Raw genomic sequence first — 16,093 nt, forward strand, 5'->3', positions numbered from 1 at the left:
CCGCCGAGGCCGTGTACACCTCTGCGCCCGCCGATTCACCCGCCACCCACGACAACGGCGGAACCCCGGGAGGGGGTTCCGCCGTTCGACGCGGTCCGGCGCGGTGTCGCGCGGCGAGCTAGGCCGCCGCGTACCCGTCGAGTTTTCCGGCGAGCACTCGGGGCACGAAGGCGTGCATCCGGGTGCCTTCCCCGGTGTGCTCCTGGTCGACGATGCGGCCTTCCTCGTAGACGCGGGATACCAGGTCACCGCGGTCGTAGGGCAGCATCACCCGGACCTCGCGGTCGAGGTCGGGCAGCGCCCCGGACACGGTCGCGATCAGCTCGTCGACGCCGTCTCCGGTATGCGCGGAGACCTCGACGGCCTGGGGCTCCTTGGACTGCAGCTGCTTGAGCACCAGCGGGTCGGCGGCATCGGTCTTGTTGAGGACCACGACCTCGGGCACGTCGCCGGCGCCGACCTCGGCGAAGACCTCGCGCACCGAGGAGAGCTGCTGCTCGGGGTCGGGATGCGAGGCGTCGACGACGTGCAGGATGAGGTCGGCGTCGGCGACCTCCTCCAGCGTGGAGCGGAACGCCTCGACCAGCTCGTGGGGCAGGTGGCGGACGAACCCGACGGTGTCGCTGAGCGTGAACGCCCGGCCGTCGGGGGTGCGCGCCTGGCGCACGGTGGGGTCGAGGGTGGCGAACAGCTCGTCGTGGACCAGCACCCCGGCGTTGGTCAGCCGGTTGAGCAGGCTGGACTTGCCGGCGTTGGTGTAGCCCGAGATGGACACGGCCGGCACCTGGCGGGTCTGGCGCTTGTCGCGCTTGACGTCGCGCGAGGTCGCCATGTGGGCGATCTGGCGGCGCAGCTTGGACATGCGGGCGCCGATGCGGCGCCGGTCGGTCTCGATCTTGGTTTCACCGGGGCCGCGCAGCCCGACGCCGCCGTTGCCGCCGCCGGCGCGGCCGCCGCCCTGGCGGGACAGCGTGGTGCCCCACCCGCGCAGCCGGGTCACCAGGTAGCTGAGCTGGGCGAGTTCGACCTGGGCTTTGCCTTCGCGGCTGCGCGCGTGCTGGGCGAAGATGTCCAGGATGAGCGCGGTGCGGTCGATGACCTTGACCTTGACGATGTCCTCAAGCTGGCGCAGCTGGCCGGGTGCCAGTTCGCCGTCGCAGACGAGGGTGTCGGCGCCGGTGCTCTCGACGGCCTCGCGCAACTCCTCGGCCTTGCCGCGGCCGATGTAGGTGGCGGGGTCGGGTTTGCGGCGCCGCTGGGTCATGCCTTCGAGGACCGCCGCGCCTGCGGTTTCGGCGAGGTGCTTGAGCTCGATCAGCGAGTTGTCGGCGTCCTGCTGGGTACCGCTGGTCCACACGCCCATCAGCACGACGCGCTCCAGGCGCAGCGAACGCTGCTCGACCTCGCTGACGTCGGTGAGCTCGGTGGAGAGCCCTTCGACGCGGCGCAGCGCATTGCGCTCGGCGAGTTCGAGTTCTCCCTGTTCGGGCGGCCTGGTTTCCACGGTGTGTTCAGCGGTGTAGGGCCGGGGTGCGGCCGCGCGGTCGGCGGGCTCCGCGGCGATGCTCTCGGCGGAGTCGAGCGAACCGCGATCAACGAAAGTATTCATATCCCTCCGGTGGGTGTAACGCCAGGCCGCGGGAGCCTGTTCCCGCTGAACGATGGTTGCACGCCGCAGCGCTCGGGGGCACCCCCATTTCACCGAGGGCGCACCGGTTCGCGACGGCGCCGCTGTACACGGCGCCGCAGAGGGCGCCACGCGGGTGCGGGCGGCCGGACCGCGCGGCGTCTGCGGCGTGTCGGCGGAGTGCCGGGTCCGGATCTGGGCAGGGGAAGCGCTGAGGCCCGCATGGGCGCACCGCCGGCAAAAAGCACCGACCTTTCCGCGTGCGGAAGGACTGCCCGCACGCGCGACGCGCGCGGCGTTGACCAGGATCGGACCCACCAGTAACGTCAATTCCACATAACAGAACTTTTTTTCGCTTCGTGGAAGGATTCCGATGGCCGCCACCACCGGGGTCGAGATCACCGGCCCCATGCACGACCGCTTCGACCAGATCCTCACCGAGGACGCCCTCGCGCTGATCGCCGACCTGCACCGGCGGTTCGAGGGGCGCCGCCAGGAGCTGCTGGCCGCGCGCACCCGCCGCCAGGACCAGATCTCCGCGGGTGCCGATCTGGACTTCCTGCCCGAGACCCGCGGCGTCCGCGAGGACGACTCCTGGCAGGTCGCCCCTCCCGCACCCGGAATCACCGATCGGCGCATGGAGATCACCGGCCCCACCGACCGCAAGATGACGGTCAACGCGCTCAACTCCGGGGCCAAGGTGTGGCTGGCCGACTTCGAGGACGCCAACACCCCGTTGTGGGAGAACATGATCGGCGGCCAGCTCAACCTGCGCGACGCGCTGGACCGCACCGTGGACTTCTCCACCCCCGAGGGCAAGTCCTACGCGCTCAAGGACGACGCCGAACTCGCGACCATCGTCGTGCGCCCCCGCGGCTGGCACCTGGACGAAAAGCACATCCTCGTCGACGGCGACCGCGCCTCCGGCGGCATCGTCGACTTCGCGCTCTACCTGTTCCACTGCGCCCAGCGCCAGCTCGACAAGGGCAAGGGCCCCTACTTCTACCTGCCCAAGCTCGAAAGCCACCTTGAGGCGCGGCTGTGGAACGACATCTTCGTCGCCGCGCAGGAGCAGCTGGGCATCCCGCGCGGCACCGTCCGCGCCACCGTGCTGATCGAGACCATCCCCGCCGCGTTCGAGATGGAGGAGATCCTCTACGAACTGCGCGAGCACTCCGCCGGCCTCAACGCCGGGCGCTGGGACTACCTCTTCAGCATCATCAAGGTGCACCGCACCCGCGGGCGCAGCTTCCTGATGCCCGAGCGCAACGCCGTCACCATGACCGCCCCGTTCATGCGCGCCTACACCGAGCTGCTCGTGCGCACCTGCCACAAGCGCGGCGCCCACGCCATCGGCGGCATGGCCGCGTTCATCCCCAGCCGCCGCGACCCCGAGGTCAACGAGCGCGCGCTGGCCAAGGTCCGCGACGACAAGTCGCGCGAATCCGGCGACGGCTTCGACGGCTCCTGGGTGGCCCACCCCGACCTGGTCCCCGTCGCCAAGGAGATCTTCGACGGCGTCCTGGGCGACAAGCCCAACCAGATCGAGCGCAAGCGCGAAGACGTCGCGGTCAAGGCCGCCGACCTGCTGGCCGTCGACTCCGCCGACGGCGGCATCACCGAAGGCGGACTGCGCGCCAACATCAACGTCGGCCTGCAGTACCTCGCCTCCTGGATCGGCGGCACCGGCGCCGCGGCCATCCACAACCTGATGGAGGACGCGGCCACCGCCGAGATCTCCCGTTCCCAGGTCTGGCAGTGGCTGCACAACGGCGTCATCCTCGACGACGGTTCCGCCGTCACCCGCGAGCTCGTGCTGAGCATCGTCGACGAGGAGATGGCCGCCATCCGCGAACAGCACGGCGCCGCCTACGACGCCGACCTGTTCGAGCGCGCCCGCGACCTGTTCACCGAGGTCGCTCTCGCCGACGAGTACGTCGACTTCCTGACGCTGCCCGCCTACGAGCGCATGCCCTGAGGCCTCTCGGCCGGGCGCGGACGCACACGGTATCCGCGCCGCGCCCGGCCGCTCTTGCCCCCGTACGGGAACCTGGGAGAGAGTACGGACCCGTCCGCGGCGGCACGCCGCGGCGGCCGAGCACGGGGAGGGCACGCCCGATGCCGCAACCGGTCACCGCGCTGATTCCGCGGCTGCGCGAAATCTGCGGCGACGACGGAGTCGTCACCGACCCCGACCGCCGCCGCACCTACGAAAGCGACGGACTCACCTACCACGCCGGCACACCCGGGGTCGTCGTGCTGCCCACCGCGACCGAACAGGTCGCCGCCGTCGTCCGGCTGTGCGCCGAGTCCGGGGTGCCGTTCGTGCCGCGCGGCGCCGGCACCGGCCTGTCGGCGGGCGCGCTCCCCCACAGCCAGGGCGTCCTCATCGTCACCTCCCGGATGCGCCGCATCCTGGAGATCGACCCCGCCGGCGAGCGCGCCGTCGTCCAACCCGGCGTCGCCAACCTCGACGTCACTCGCGCCGCCGCCCCGCACGGCTACTACTACGCCCCCGACCCCTCCAGCCAGCAGGTCTGCTCGGTCGGCGGCAACATCGCCGAGAACTCCGGCGGTGCCCATTGCCTCAAATACGGATTCACCGTCAACCACGTGACCGGCCTGGAGATCGTCACCCCCCAGGGCGAGATCGTGCGGCTGGGCGGCAAAGCCGCCGACGCGCCCGGCTACGACCTGCTCGGCGCCTTCGTCGGCTCCGAAGGCACCCTGGGCATCACCACCGAGATCACCGTGCGGCTGCTGCCCGCCCCTCAGAAGGTCCGCACTCTGCTGGCCGCCTTCGGCTCCATGGACGCCGGCGGCGCCGCCGTATCGGCCATCATCTCCGCCGGAGTGCTGCCCGCCGCCGTGGAGATGATGGACGCGCTGTCCATCGAGGCCGCCGAGGCCGCAGTGGCCTGCGACTATCCGCCCGGCGCCGCCGCAGTGCTCATCGTGGAGCTCGACGGCCCCGCCTCCGACGTCGACGCCCAGTTCGACCACGCCACACGGCTGTGCCGCGACGCCGGCGCCTTCGAAATCCGCACCGCCGCCGACGCCGGCGAGCGCGCCCGCATCTGGAAGGGCCGCAAGTCCGCCTTCGCCGCGGTGGGCCGCATCAGCCCCGCCTACATCGTCCAGGACGGCGTCGTGCCCCGCACCGCCCTCCCGGAGGTCCTGCGCCGCATCGCCGAACTGTCGGCCGAGTCGGGAATCCGCGTCGCCAACGTCTTCCACGCCGGCGACGGAAACCTGCACCCGCTGGTGCTGTTCGACGACGCCGCACGCGGAGCCGCCGACACCGCCGCCGACGTCTCCGGCAGAATCCTGGACCTGTGCATCGAGCACGGGGGCTCCATCACCGGCGAACACGGGGTCGGCGCCGACAAGGCCTGCCAGATGCCGGAGATGTTCTCCCCCGCCGACCTGGAGACCATGAACCTGTTCCGCTCGGCCTTCGACCCCGGCGGCATCGCCAACCCCGACAAGCTGCTGCCCACGCCGCGGCTGTGCGGCGAGCGGCCCGGTGTGCGCACCGGCGTGCACCCCCTGGTCGCCGAGGGCGCGGCGGAGCAGTTCTGATGCGCACCCATGCCCACGACGCGGGAGCACACCGGTGACACCAGACGAGACCGCCACTCCGCCTGCGGCCGAGGCGCTCGGCGCGAGCGGAGCCGCGGTGCGCGACGCCGCGCCCGCCGACGCCGTCGGCGGGCGCGTCCCCCGCTACGTGGCCCGCCCGCCCGACACCGCCGCGGCGGCGGACCTGCTGGCCGCCGCCCACCGGCTGGGTCTGGCCACCGTCATGCGCGGCAACGGCACCGCAGGCGACTGGGGCGCCCCGCCCGACCGGGTCGACCTGGTCCTGGAGACCACCGCCCTGCGCACCGTCGAGCACGCCGCCGGCGACCTCGTCGTCCGGGCCGGCGCCGGAACCCCGCTGGCCGACCTGCAAGCGCAGCTGGCCGCAGCAGGGCAGCGCCTCACCCTCGACCCGCTCGTGGCCGGCGGCACGGTCGGCGGTGCCGTCGCCACCGGCCTGTCGGGGCCCCGCCGCCTGTTGCACGGGCCGCTGCGCGATTTGATCATCGGCATGACCTCGGTGCGCGCCGACGGTGTCACCGCGTCCTCCGGCGGCCGCGTCGTCAAGAACGTCGCCGGTTACGACCTCGGCAAGCTGCACACCGGCGCCCTGGGGACCCTGGGCCTGACCACCTCGGTCACGTTCCGGCTCCACCCCCGGCCCGAGGCGCAGCGCACCGTGTCCGCCGCGGCCCCCGACACCGAGACCGCCCGGCGCTGGACCCGCGCCGTCCTGGAATCGGGGACCGTGCCCGCGGCCGTGGAGCTCGACCGGCCCCCCGACGGTCCGCTGACCCTGAGCGTGCTGGTGGAAGGCGCCGAAGGCGGCATCGACGCCCGCGCCGACACCGTGGCCGGGCTGATGGGCGGCGCCGCCGTGGCCCACGGGCCCCCCGGGCCTGACTGGGGGGCGCTGCCCGGCGGCCCCGAGGACACCCTGATCAAGATCTCGGTTCCGATCGGCGAGGCCGCCCGGGCAGCCGACTGCGCGCACGAAGCCGCCCGGCAGCAGCACACCACCGCCGCCGTCAGCGGCTCTGCGGGCGCGGGCGTGCTCTTCGCCGCCCTGCCGGCCGCTGCCGGCGCCGCGACCGTCGGCGCCGTGGCGCGCAGCCTGCGCGCCGGCCTCGACGGCGCCGTCACCGTCGCCCGGGCCGCACCCGGCCTCGCCGACGACGGCGCCGAGCCGGACCGCTGGGGCGACGTTCCCGGGCTGGATCTGATGCGCGCCGTCAAACAGCGGTTCGACCCCCACCGCCTGCTGGCCCCCGGCCGGTTCACCGGCGGGATCTGACGCGGCGATCCGGCCACACCGTGCGGAAAGGTAGGACGAAACCGTGACCGACAGCGATCCCTCCCCCGGTGCCCACGACAGCGCCCGCGAAGGCGCCCGATCCTTCGACGAGCTGCTCGGCGACTGTGTGCACTGCGGGTTCTGCCTGCCCACGTGCCCCACCTACGTGCTGTGGGGCGAAGAGCCGGACTCCCCGCGCGGGCGCATCCACCTGATGGGCCAGATGCGCGAGGACGACGTGCTCAGCCAGGCCGCCGTCAGCGCCTTCGACAACTGCCTGGGCTGCCTGGCCTGCGTCAGCTCCTGCCCCTCGGGGGTGGCCTACGACGCCCTGATCGAATCCACCCGCTCCACCGTGGAACAGGAGCACCGCCGCTCCCCCGCCGAGCGGCTGCTGCGCTCCGCGGTCTTCGCGCTGTTCCCCCACCGCAGGCGACTGGAGCTGCTGCGCGGCCCGCTGAAGGCCTACCAGGCCACCGGGCTCGACCGGGTAGTGCGCCGATCGGGGGTGCTGGAGCGGATCTCGCCCGCGCTCGCGACGATGGAACGCGTCGCACCGCCGCTGACCGGGCCCGTACCGCACCTGCCCGAGACCGTCCCGGCGCGGGGCCGGCGCCGCGCGGTGGTGGGCATGCTCACCGGGTGCGTCCAGGGCGCCTTCTTCCCGCAGGTCAACACCGCCACGGCACGCGTCCTAGCCGGTGAGGGCTGCGACGTGGTGATCCCGCCCGACCAGGGCTGCTGCGGGGCGCTGTCCGCGCACGCCGGGCGCGCCGACGAGGCCGCCGGCTTCGCCCGCGCCACTGTCGCCGCCTTCACCCAGGCCGGCGTGGACGCCGTCGTGGTCAACTCGGCCGGGTGCGGCGGCACCATGAAGCACTACGGTCGGCTGCTGGAGGAGGCCGGCGCCGACGCCGCGGAGGTCCGCCGCGCCGAGGAGCTGTCGCGGCGCGTGGTGGACCTGTCGGAGTACCTGGTCCGCCTGGGCCCGCAGGCGCCGCGCCATCCGCTGCCGCTGAGTGCGGCCTACCACGACGCCTGCCACCTGTCCCACGGCCAGGGCGTCACCGCTCAACCGCGTGAGCTGCTGCGCGCGATCCCGGAGCTGGAGGTCGCCGACCTGCCCAACCCGGAGATCTGCTGCGGATCGGCCGGCGTCTACAACCTGCTGCGCCCCGAGCCGGCCGCCGAGCTGGGCGACCGCAAGAGCGAGGACGTGCGCTCCACCGGCGCCGAACTGCTCGTGGCGGGCAACCCCGGCTGCACCCTGCAAATCGCCTCGGCCATGGAGCGCAGCGGCGCACCGATCTCCGTCGCCCACACCGCCCAGATACTCGACGCCTCCATCCGGGGCCTGGATCCGGCGACGCTGCTGACCCGCTGAACTGCGGCGACCGACGGTCCAAACCCGGTTTCGGCCCGTCCCGAGGCGACGCGCAGCGGTGCCCGCCCAGCGCCGCACGCGCTGTGCCGCGTCACCCGGCCAGAGTGATCCGCGCAGGTCATCGCCGAAGACACCAGTCTCTAGCCTCCCGATCACAGACGTAGCGCCAGGTGCGGACGCCGAACCGCCGGGTATCGGACACAACAGGTGACCGGCCGCCCCTGCGCATCACCGGGAAATCGCCGGAAACGGCGGCGGAGCCGGGCACGCGCCGATAACTTTCCGTCATGCCCAGCACACAGCACGAGATGCCGCTGGAGTTCCTGCGCAACCGCCCCGAGCTGGCGGCCCGGCTGCTGGAGACCTTCGGCTTCGATGTCCCCGACCACGACCGGGCCGAACTGTCGGCGACCGAATGCCCCGACATTCAGCCCAAGGACTACCGCGCCGACGCCGTGGTGACCTTCTCCCGCGCAGGCGCCGTGCGGATGGCGGCGGTGGTCGAGGTCCAACGCCGTGACGACGAGCGCAAACGCTACTCCTGGCCCGTCTATGTCGCCACCGTCCGCGCCCGCCTGGAGTGTCCCACGGCGCTGCTGGTGATCTGCGGGGACGATGCCACGGCTTCCTGGGCCGCCGAACCCATCCCCTTGGGCAATCCCGACTCTTGCCTGGTACCGCTGGTTCTGGGCCCGGAGCAGGTGCCGGTGGTCACCTCACCGGAGGAGGCGCGGGAGATGCCGGAGATCGCCCTCCTCTCGGCCGTGGCGCACGGCGGAGAGAACATCAAGACGCTTCTCGCCTGCTTCGAAGCGCTGGAGGTGCTGCCCCAGGAGACCTTCGGGCTCTATTATGACTTCGTAGTCACCGCGCTGCCGCCGGCGGCCCTGAGCACCTGGGAGGAACTGATGGCGGACGCCGCCGAGAAGTACCGCAGCGAATTCGCCCGCAGGTACGTCAGCGAAGGCGAAGCACGCGGCGAAGCACGCGGCGAAGCCAAAGCGATCCTCACCGTACTCGCAGAACGCGGCATCGACGTGTCCGACGAGCAGCGCAACCACATCCTGACCTGCACATGCGAGAACACACTGACCACCTGGCTCACCCGCGCCCTCACCGCCACCTCCACCAGCCAACTGTTCCGTTGAACCGGTCCGACAGCGACGGAGCGCTGATGAGAAGCGCCGCCGACAGGTACCGCAGGTACGTCGGCGGAGTCGGGTAGCGGGCCGAACTCCTGTCCCCGGTCGGGACCGGGGACGCTCCGGAAACCTCCGCCGAATTCTTCTGCACGACCAAAGCGGAAGCCAAGACCAGGGGCACGGCCGAGGCCGTCCTCTACGTACTGGACACCCGCGGCATCAGCGCCTTCCAGGACGACCGCGCCCGTGTCACCGCCTGCACGTGCCCGGAAACGTTCGTCATCCGGCTCCAGCGCGCCGCCGCCGCGGGCGCCTTCGCCACCGCCGACCGAATCGTCTCCTGAGAAACCGGTAACGGCCCCAGGGCGCCGCTACACCCCCAGCTCCATCAGGATCTCGCCCTCGGCGACGATGACCGCGGGGCCGCGCAGGCGGGCGCCGTCTGCGCCGAGGACGACGGTGCACGCGCCGCCGGGGACGCGTACGCGCCAGGTCGCGTCCCGGCCGGGCGGGGTCGCTGCCGCCGCGACCGCGACGATACCCGTGCCGCAGGAGCGGGTCTCGCCCGATCCGCGCTCGTTGACGCGCATCTCCAGCGTCCCGGGAGCGGTCTCGGCGAACACCTCGACGTTGGCGCCGTCGGGGAACTCCCCGGGGGCCAACTGCGGCCGCCCGCTCAGGTCCACCTCAGCCGGGCTGCTGTCCACGCGGCAGGCCAGGTGCGGGTTTCCCACGTCCACGCGGGTGCCTGTGACGGTTCCACCGGCCAGCACCGCGCTTCCCTCACCGACCACCTCGGCGCGGCCCATGTCGACGGTGACCTCGCCGTCGTCTTCCAGCACGACCCGGCGCGCCCCGGCCCGGGTGCCCACGGCCAGCTCCGTGCCCGAGACCAGGCCCCGATCGGCCAGGTACCGGGCGAACACCCGCACCCCGTTGCCGCACATCTCCGCTACGCTTCCGTCGGCGTTGCGGTAGTCCATGAACCACGCGCACTCGGCGGCAGCGGCCGCCGGGCCGGTCAGCGCCTCGCCCAGGGCGGCGGTGCGCACGACCCGCAGCACCCCGTCGGCCCCGATGCCGGCGCGGCGGTCGCACAGCGCCGCCACCGCGGCGGGGTCCAGGTCCAGCACCCCGTCGGGGTCGGGGATGATCACGAAGTCGTTCTCGGTGCCGTGCCCCTTGGCGAATCGCATGGATCTCATCCTACGGCGGCCCGAGCAGGGCGCGGAGCGCATCGCCCTCGACCGCTGCCACACTGGAAGCGGAACCCGCCGGCACCGGCCGGCGGCGCAGTCGGCGACCGCGCGAGGAGGAACAGGCAGTGGAGGGGCGGCAGCACGGTGCCCGCGACCCGGTGATCGCCGTCGTCGGCGCCACCGCCGCCGGCAAGTCCGACCTCGCCGTGGAGCTGGCGCTGCGCCTCGGGGCGGCCTCCGGCGGCGCCGAGATCGTCAACGCCGACTCCATGCAGCTCTACCGCGGCATGGACACCGGCACCGCCAAGCTCACCCCCGGCGAGCGCCGCGGCGTGCCCCACCACCTGCTCGACATCTGGGACGTCACCCGCACCGCCAACGTCGCCGAGTACCAGGAACTGGCGCGCGCCCGCATCGACGAGCTGCGGGACCGCGGCGCGGCGCCCGTCCTGGTGGGCGGGTCCGGGCTGTACGTGCGCGCCGCGCTGGACGAACTGGACTTCCCCGGCACCGACCCGGTGATCCGCGCCCGGCTGGAGGCCGAACTGGCCGAACGCGGCCCGGCGCCGCTGCACGCGCGCCTGGCCGAGCACGATCCCCGCGCAGCCGAGGCGATCCTGCCCGGCAACGGCCGACGTATCGTGCGCGCGCTGGAGGTCGTCGAGCTGACCGGGCGGCCCTTCACCGCCACCCTGCCGGAGCACACCTCGCGCTATCCCTGCGTGCAGATCGGCGTGCACGTCCCCCGCCCCGAACTCGACGCCCGCATCGAGATGCGCGTGGACCGGATGTGGCGCGCCGGCCTGGTCGAGGAGGTGCGCGCCCTGCGCGACCGCGGGCTCGCCGAGGGCCGTACCGCGTCGCGGGCGCTGGGCTACGCCCAGGTGCTGCGCTACCTGCAGGGCGAGTGGGACGAAGAGGAGGCCCGCGTGCAGACGGTGCGCGCCACCCGCCGCTTCGCCCGGCGCCAGGAGTCCTGGTTCCGCCGCGACCCGCGCGTGCACTGGCTCGACCACGACGACCCCGACCTCACCGGGCGCGCGCTGGAACTGGTCCGCGCCGCCCCCTCCGCACCGCAGCCCGGCTGATGCGCCCTCCGGCCGCCGAACCGGTCCGCCCGGCCGCCACCGGCCCCGCGGCCCCGCCGGCGCGGAGTTCGGCCTGTGGCAGGCGGGCACACTGCGCGGCTGCGCGGCGTCCGGGCCCGGAACGCCGGTTCGGAGCGACGTCGCCAGTTCCGACATCCCGGCCACCGGCGCGTTTCTGACCCGGGTTCGGCTACGCGGCCGATCGGGCGGCCGGCTGCGACCACCTCACCCTCAACGGCCGGGATCAGGTCCACAGCGCCGCGAAATAGCCCACACCGTAGGGCGTCTCGTATGCCAGCAGGTCGCCGCGCAGCCCAGCGCCCGCGGCCCCGCCCGCCAGCACCTGCCAGGCCGCCCGTCCCCCGCACATGAGGTCCGCGGCCAGTTCCGGAGCGATCCGCTCCAGCGCCGCCGTGTCGGCAGCGGCCAGCGCCCGCGCCACCGCGGCGTCGAAGCCGGGGGCGCGCTCGTCGGCGGTGCCCGGCGCGTGCTCGCCGTTGCGAGCGCTGCCGTCGCCCATGACCAGCAGCGCCACCCGGTCGGCGGCCGCGGCCAGTTCGGCGCCGCGCCGACCGCACTCCCGGGTTGCGGCCGCGGCCGCAACCTCCGCGTAGCGGTCGGGGCGCAGGCCGACCCGTTCGCACAACCACCGCCCCACCGTCAGCGACAGCGGGAGTTGCGGCGGCCCCGAACCGACCCGCACGGGCACGCCGTAGTCCTGCAGGCTTCCGGCGCTGCCCGGTCCGTGCTCCCGGTCGGCGTCGCCGCATCCCACCACCGCGACGGTGTCGGCGCCGCCGACGGCCAGACCCGCCACGGCCCGCTCACAGGCCGCCCGCAGGCCGGCGATCTCACCGGCGGCGCCCTGGGCGGCCTGCGGCAGGAGCAGAGGCGGATGGGGGCATACGGCCGCGGCGATCAGCACACGCGCGAGGGTACCGCCCGCCGGGGCCGGGTCTGGGCGGATTCTCCGCGCCGAGCGTCCTTGCGGGGCCCCGGTGCGGCGGCTACCGTACGAACATGACTGTGTGACCGGATTTCGAATCCGGTCACACAGTCACCGACAAGCGCCCGTGAGACCAGGAGCAGTACGACGTGCCCCAGCCCGACCGCACCGCGGCCGCCCCGCACGCCCCCGGCGCCGAACGCGACGCGCGCGCCGAGCGCATCCTCGACGCCACGGGCGAGCTCCTCGTCTCCCGGGGCTACCGCCGCGTCACGGTCGATGACGTCGCCAAGCGCGCCGACGTCGGCAAAGGAACCGTCTACCTGCACTTCCACACCAAGGAACTGCTGTTCCTGACCGTGCTGATGCGCGCCCAGGCGGCCATGCTCGAACGGCTCATCCAGGGGTTCCGCGCCGATCCCGAACGGATCCGGCCCAGCGCAGTAGCGCGCACCCACTACCTCATGGTCGCCGACGACCCTGTCGCCCGGGCCATGCTCGTCGGCGACAGCGAAACCCTCGGATCCCTGATCACCAGCGGCGTCCGCGAACTGGGCGCGTTCATGCGGGTCCGCATCACCGTGATGACCGAGTACTTCCACACGCTGCACGAACACGGCCTCCTCCAGCCGGGAACGCCGCCGGACCGGCACATGAGCGCCTACTTCCGGATCCTCTTCGGCTACATCGCCGCCGAACCCGCCACCGACTCCATGCTCACCGGAACCGGCACCGAGGGCGACGCCGCCATGATCGCCCACATCGTCCGCGCCTCCCTGGAAGCCTCCGAGCCCGGCCCCGCCGCGGTCCGCGCGGCCGCACCGCAGGTCGTCGGCCAGTTCGAACACCTCCTCACCCGCCTCCACGAAGAGATCGCCGAACAGAAGCGGACTTGACGCCCCAAGGAGGGCCCAGCCATGAGTACATCCTCCGGCCACGACTCCGCCGCCACCGCCGACGACATCCGCCTGACCGACCCGGCCGTACTCGCCGACCCCTTCACCGCGTTCAACCGGCTGCGCGAAACCGCACCGGTAGCCCGCAGCAGCAACGTCGACGGCACACTCCTGTGGGTCGCCACCCGCCACGACGACGTCCGCACGGTCCTCGACGATCCGCGGCGCTTCGCCAACGATCCGCTGTCCGTACCGGGCAACGACACCGACAAACGCGCCGAACTGCTGGTCGGCTTGGGCCTGCCCGAGGATTACGTCGGCTACGTCGCCGACACCGTCCTCGACACCGACCCGCCCGACCACACCCGCCTGCGCAAGCTGGTCTCCCGCGCCTTCACCGTGCGGCGCGTCAACGGAATGCGGCCCCGCGTCGAGCGGATCACCGCCGACCTGCTCGACGCCCTGCCCGACCACGCCGGCGACGACGGCACCGTCGACCTGATCGAGCACTTCGCCTACCCGCTGCCCATCACCGTCATCTGCGAGATGGTCGGAGTCGACGAACGGGACCGGCCGCTGTGGCGCCGTTGGAGCGACGACCTGGTTCAACTGGAGTCCGCCGAGCGGATGCGCGACGCGCTCGTGGAGATGGTCGACCACATCCGGGGGATGATCGCGCAGCGGCGCGCGGAGCCCGGATCCGACCTGATCGACGCCCTCATCGCCGTCCGCGAGGAGGACGGCGACCGGCTCACCGAACAGGAACTCGTCACGATGGTGCTCACACTGGTGATCGCCGGCCACGAGACCACGGCCAATCTCATCGGCAACGGCACCGCCGCCCTGCTCACCCATCCTGACCAGCTCGCCCGGCTGCGCGGCGACCCCGAACTGGCGCCGCGCGCCGTACACGAGCTGATGCGCTGGTGCGGCCCGGTGCAGTCCACCCGGATCCGGTGGGCGACCGAGGACACCGACCTCGGCGGGCAGCACATCGCCCAAGGCGAGCCGGTCATGGCGATGCCCGTCGGCGCCAACCGCGACCCGCGCCGGTTCGACGACCCCGACCGGCTCGACATCACCCGCACGTACCCGACCCGCGGAGAGCAGCACACCGGGTTCGGCCACGGCATGCACTACTGCCTGGGCGCCGCCCTGGCCCGCCAAGAAGGCGAGGTCGCCTTCACCCGGCTCTTCGAGCGCTACCCCGATCTGACCCTGGCCGCAGCCGAAGACGAGCTGGAGTGGATACCGCGGCCGGGACTGCGGCGGTTGGTGCGGCTGCCGCTGCGCCTCGGCGGCGCCTGAACCGCCGGGCGGCCGCGCCACAGGGGGTGCGTGCGGCGGCCCCGTACCGCGGGGCGGCCCGTACGGCGCCGCGCCCGCGGCCTCAGCCGATTCCGCACCCTCCAGAGGCGGCCGGCTGGGGATCGGCGGGCGCACCGACGGTGGGCATGCCCAGCAGCACATCCGGCTGGGCCGGCTCCCGGCCGTTGCGCGCCGCCCAGGCGTCGCCCGCCGGCGACGGCCGGACCGCGCGCACACCCGAGTCGGCCACCAAGTGGTGCGGTGCGCCGTAAGTCACGCCGACCGTGACGAAATCGCCCGGGCGCAACCGCTCGGCCGTCGCATCGTCCACCGCGAAGTGCACCAGCCGGTTGTCGGGAGCACGCCCCGACAGCCGGCGCCGCTCGCCGTTCTTGCGGCCCTCGCCCTCCGACACCAGCAGCTCGACTTCGCGGCCGACCAGCTTGCGGTTCTCCTCGGCGGCGATCTCCTCCTGCAGCCGGACCAGGCGCTCGTAGCGCTCCTGGATGACCTCCTTGGGCAGGTGGCCCTCCATCTCGGCCGCCGGAGTCCCCGGCCGCTTGGAGTACTGGAACGTGAACGCGTTGGCGAAGCGGGCTTCGCGCACCACGTTCAGGGTCTCCTCGAAGTCCTCCTCGGTCTCGCCGGGGAAGCCCACGATGATGTCGGTGGTGATCGCGGCCTCGGGCATCGCCTCGCGCACCTTGCGCACGATGCCCAGGAAGCGCTCCTGGCGGTAGGAGCGCCGCATCGCCTTCAGTACCCGGCTGGACCCCGACTGCAGCGGCATGTGCAGCTGCGGCATGACGTTGGGGGTCTCGGCCATGGCCTCGATGACGTCGTCGGTGAAGTCGCGCGGGTGCGGCGACGTGAACCGTACACGCTCCAGGCCCTCGACCTCGCCGCAGGCCCGCAGCAGCTTCGAGAACGCCTGCCGGTCGCCGAACTCGCTGCCGTAGGCGTTGACGTTCTGCCCCAGCAGGGTCACCTCGGCCACGCCCTCGCCGACCATGGCGCGCACCTCGGCCAGCACGTCGCCGGGACGGCGGTCCTTCTCCTTGCCCCGCAGCGCCGGCACGATGCAGAACGTGCAGGTGTTGTTGCAGCCCACCGAGATCGACACCCAGGCGGCATACGCCGACTCGCGCCGACTGGGCAGGGTGGAGGGGAAGGTCTCCAGCGACTCCTCGATCTCGACCTGCGCCTCGCGCTGCACCCGGGCGCGCTCCAGCAGTACCGGCAGCGAACCGATGTTGTGGGTGCCGAAGACCACGTCCACCCACGGGGCGCGGCGCACGATCTCGCCCCGGTCCTTCTGCGCCAGGCACCCGCCTACCGCGATCTGCATGCCGGGGTTGGCGTCCTTGGCCGGACGCAGGTGCCCGAGGTTGCCGTAGAGGCGGTTGTCGGCGTTCTCCCGGACCGCGCAGGTGTTGAACACGACGACGTCGGCGGAGGTGTCCTCGGCTGCGCGTTCGTAGCCCGCGTCCTCCAGCAGGCCGGACAGGCGCTCGGAGTCGTGGACGTTCATCTGGCAGCCGTAGGTGCGAACTTGGTAGGTACGACTCTGGCTCACACACCCCAGGCTAGTGCCTGTGCCGCCTTGCACCGTCCCGCCCGGGCGAAG

General features: G+C 72.8%; 12 protein-coding genes. 8 read left to right on the plus strand and 4 right to left on the minus strand.

Annotated elements, in window-relative coordinates; translation table 11 throughout:
- Positions 1–118: 118 nt before the first annotated feature.
- Positions 119–1,609: a GTPase HflX gene (hflX, locus tag HNR25_RS04630; protein ID WP_184633487.1), complete on the minus strand. Its 1,491-nt coding sequence runs from the start codon at positions 1,607–1,609 to the stop codon at positions 119–121.
- Positions 1,610–2,000: 391 nt separating this feature from the next.
- On the opposite strand from hflX, the gene aceB reads away from it, so the two are divergent.
- From aceB to HNR25_RS04655, 5 genes are all read left to right on the plus strand, one after another.
- Positions 2,001–3,605: a malate synthase A gene (gene aceB / locus HNR25_RS04635; protein WP_184633488.1), complete on the plus strand. Its 1,605-nt coding sequence runs from the start codon at positions 2,001–2,003 to the stop codon at positions 3,603–3,605.
- Positions 3,606–3,745: 140 nt separating this feature from the next.
- On the plus strand, positions 3,746–5,209 hold the full coding sequence (locus HNR25_RS04640) for an FAD-linked oxidase C-terminal domain-containing protein (protein WP_184633489.1): 1,464 nt from the start codon (positions 3,746–3,748) through the stop codon (positions 5,207–5,209).
- A gap of 34 nt (positions 5,210–5,243) precedes the next feature.
- The gene (locus HNR25_RS04645; protein ID WP_184633490.1) at positions 5,244–6,503 is read left to right on the plus strand and encodes an FAD-binding oxidoreductase; all 1,260 of its coding nucleotides are present in this window, start codon (positions 5,244–5,246) and stop codon (positions 6,501–6,503) included.
- 43 nt (positions 6,504–6,546) lie between these two features.
- Positions 6,547–7,887, plus strand: coding sequence for a (Fe-S)-binding protein (locus HNR25_RS04650; RefSeq protein ID WP_184633491.1), 1,341 nt, complete (start codon positions 6,547–6,549; stop codon positions 7,885–7,887).
- 287 nt (positions 7,888–8,174) lie between these two features.
- The gene (locus HNR25_RS04655; protein WP_184633492.1) at positions 8,175–9,035 is read left to right on the plus strand and encodes a hypothetical protein; all 861 of its coding nucleotides are present in this window, start codon (positions 8,175–8,177) and stop codon (positions 9,033–9,035) included.
- 365 nt (positions 9,036–9,400) lie between these two features.
- Here HNR25_RS04655 and dapF read toward each other — a convergent pair whose 3' ends face one another.
- Complete coding sequence (gene dapF / locus HNR25_RS04660) at positions 9,401–10,225, minus strand: diaminopimelate epimerase (RefSeq protein ID WP_184633493.1); 825 nt, start codon at positions 10,223–10,225, stop codon at positions 9,401–9,403.
- Between the two features lie 161 nt (positions 10,226–10,386).
- On the opposite strand from dapF, the gene miaA reads away from it, so the two are divergent.
- A complete protein-coding gene (miaA, locus tag HNR25_RS04665; RefSeq protein ID WP_184638830.1) occupies positions 10,387–11,316 on the plus strand; it encodes a tRNA (adenosine(37)-N6)-dimethylallyltransferase MiaA in 930 nt (309 codons plus the stop codon).
- Positions 11,317–11,560: 244 nt separating this feature from the next.
- Here miaA and HNR25_RS04670 read toward each other — a convergent pair whose 3' ends face one another.
- Complete coding sequence (locus HNR25_RS04670) at positions 11,561–12,241, minus strand: class III extradiol ring-cleavage dioxygenase family protein (protein WP_184633494.1); 681 nt, start codon at positions 12,239–12,241, stop codon at positions 11,561–11,563.
- Between the two features lie 170 nt (positions 12,242–12,411).
- Here HNR25_RS04670 and HNR25_RS04675 point away from each other — a divergent pair, with 170 nt between their 5' ends.
- Together HNR25_RS04675 and HNR25_RS04680 are read left to right on the plus strand one after the other, a co-directional pair.
- Entirely contained in the window at positions 12,412–13,158 is a 747-nt protein-coding gene (locus tag HNR25_RS04675; protein ID WP_184633495.1) for a TetR/AcrR family transcriptional regulator, read from the plus strand.
- A gap of 21 nt (positions 13,159–13,179) precedes the next feature.
- Positions 13,180–14,466 (plus strand): cytochrome P450 family protein, encoded by a 1,287-nt coding sequence (locus tag HNR25_RS04680; protein WP_184633496.1) that lies wholly within the window; start codon positions 13,180–13,182, stop codon positions 14,464–14,466.
- An 82-nt stretch (positions 14,467–14,548) separates the two neighbouring features.
- Here HNR25_RS04680 and miaB read toward each other — a convergent pair whose 3' ends face one another.
- Positions 14,549–16,042, minus strand: coding sequence for a tRNA (N6-isopentenyl adenosine(37)-C2)-methylthiotransferase MiaB (gene miaB, locus HNR25_RS04685; RefSeq protein ID WP_184633497.1), 1,494 nt, complete (start codon positions 16,040–16,042; stop codon positions 14,549–14,551).
- Positions 16,043–16,093 lie beyond the last annotated feature (51 nt).

This window comes from Streptomonospora salina (genome assembly GCF_014204715.1).
GTDB classification, from domain to species: domain Bacteria; phylum Actinomycetota; class Actinomycetes; order Streptosporangiales; family Streptosporangiaceae; genus Streptomonospora; species Streptomonospora salina.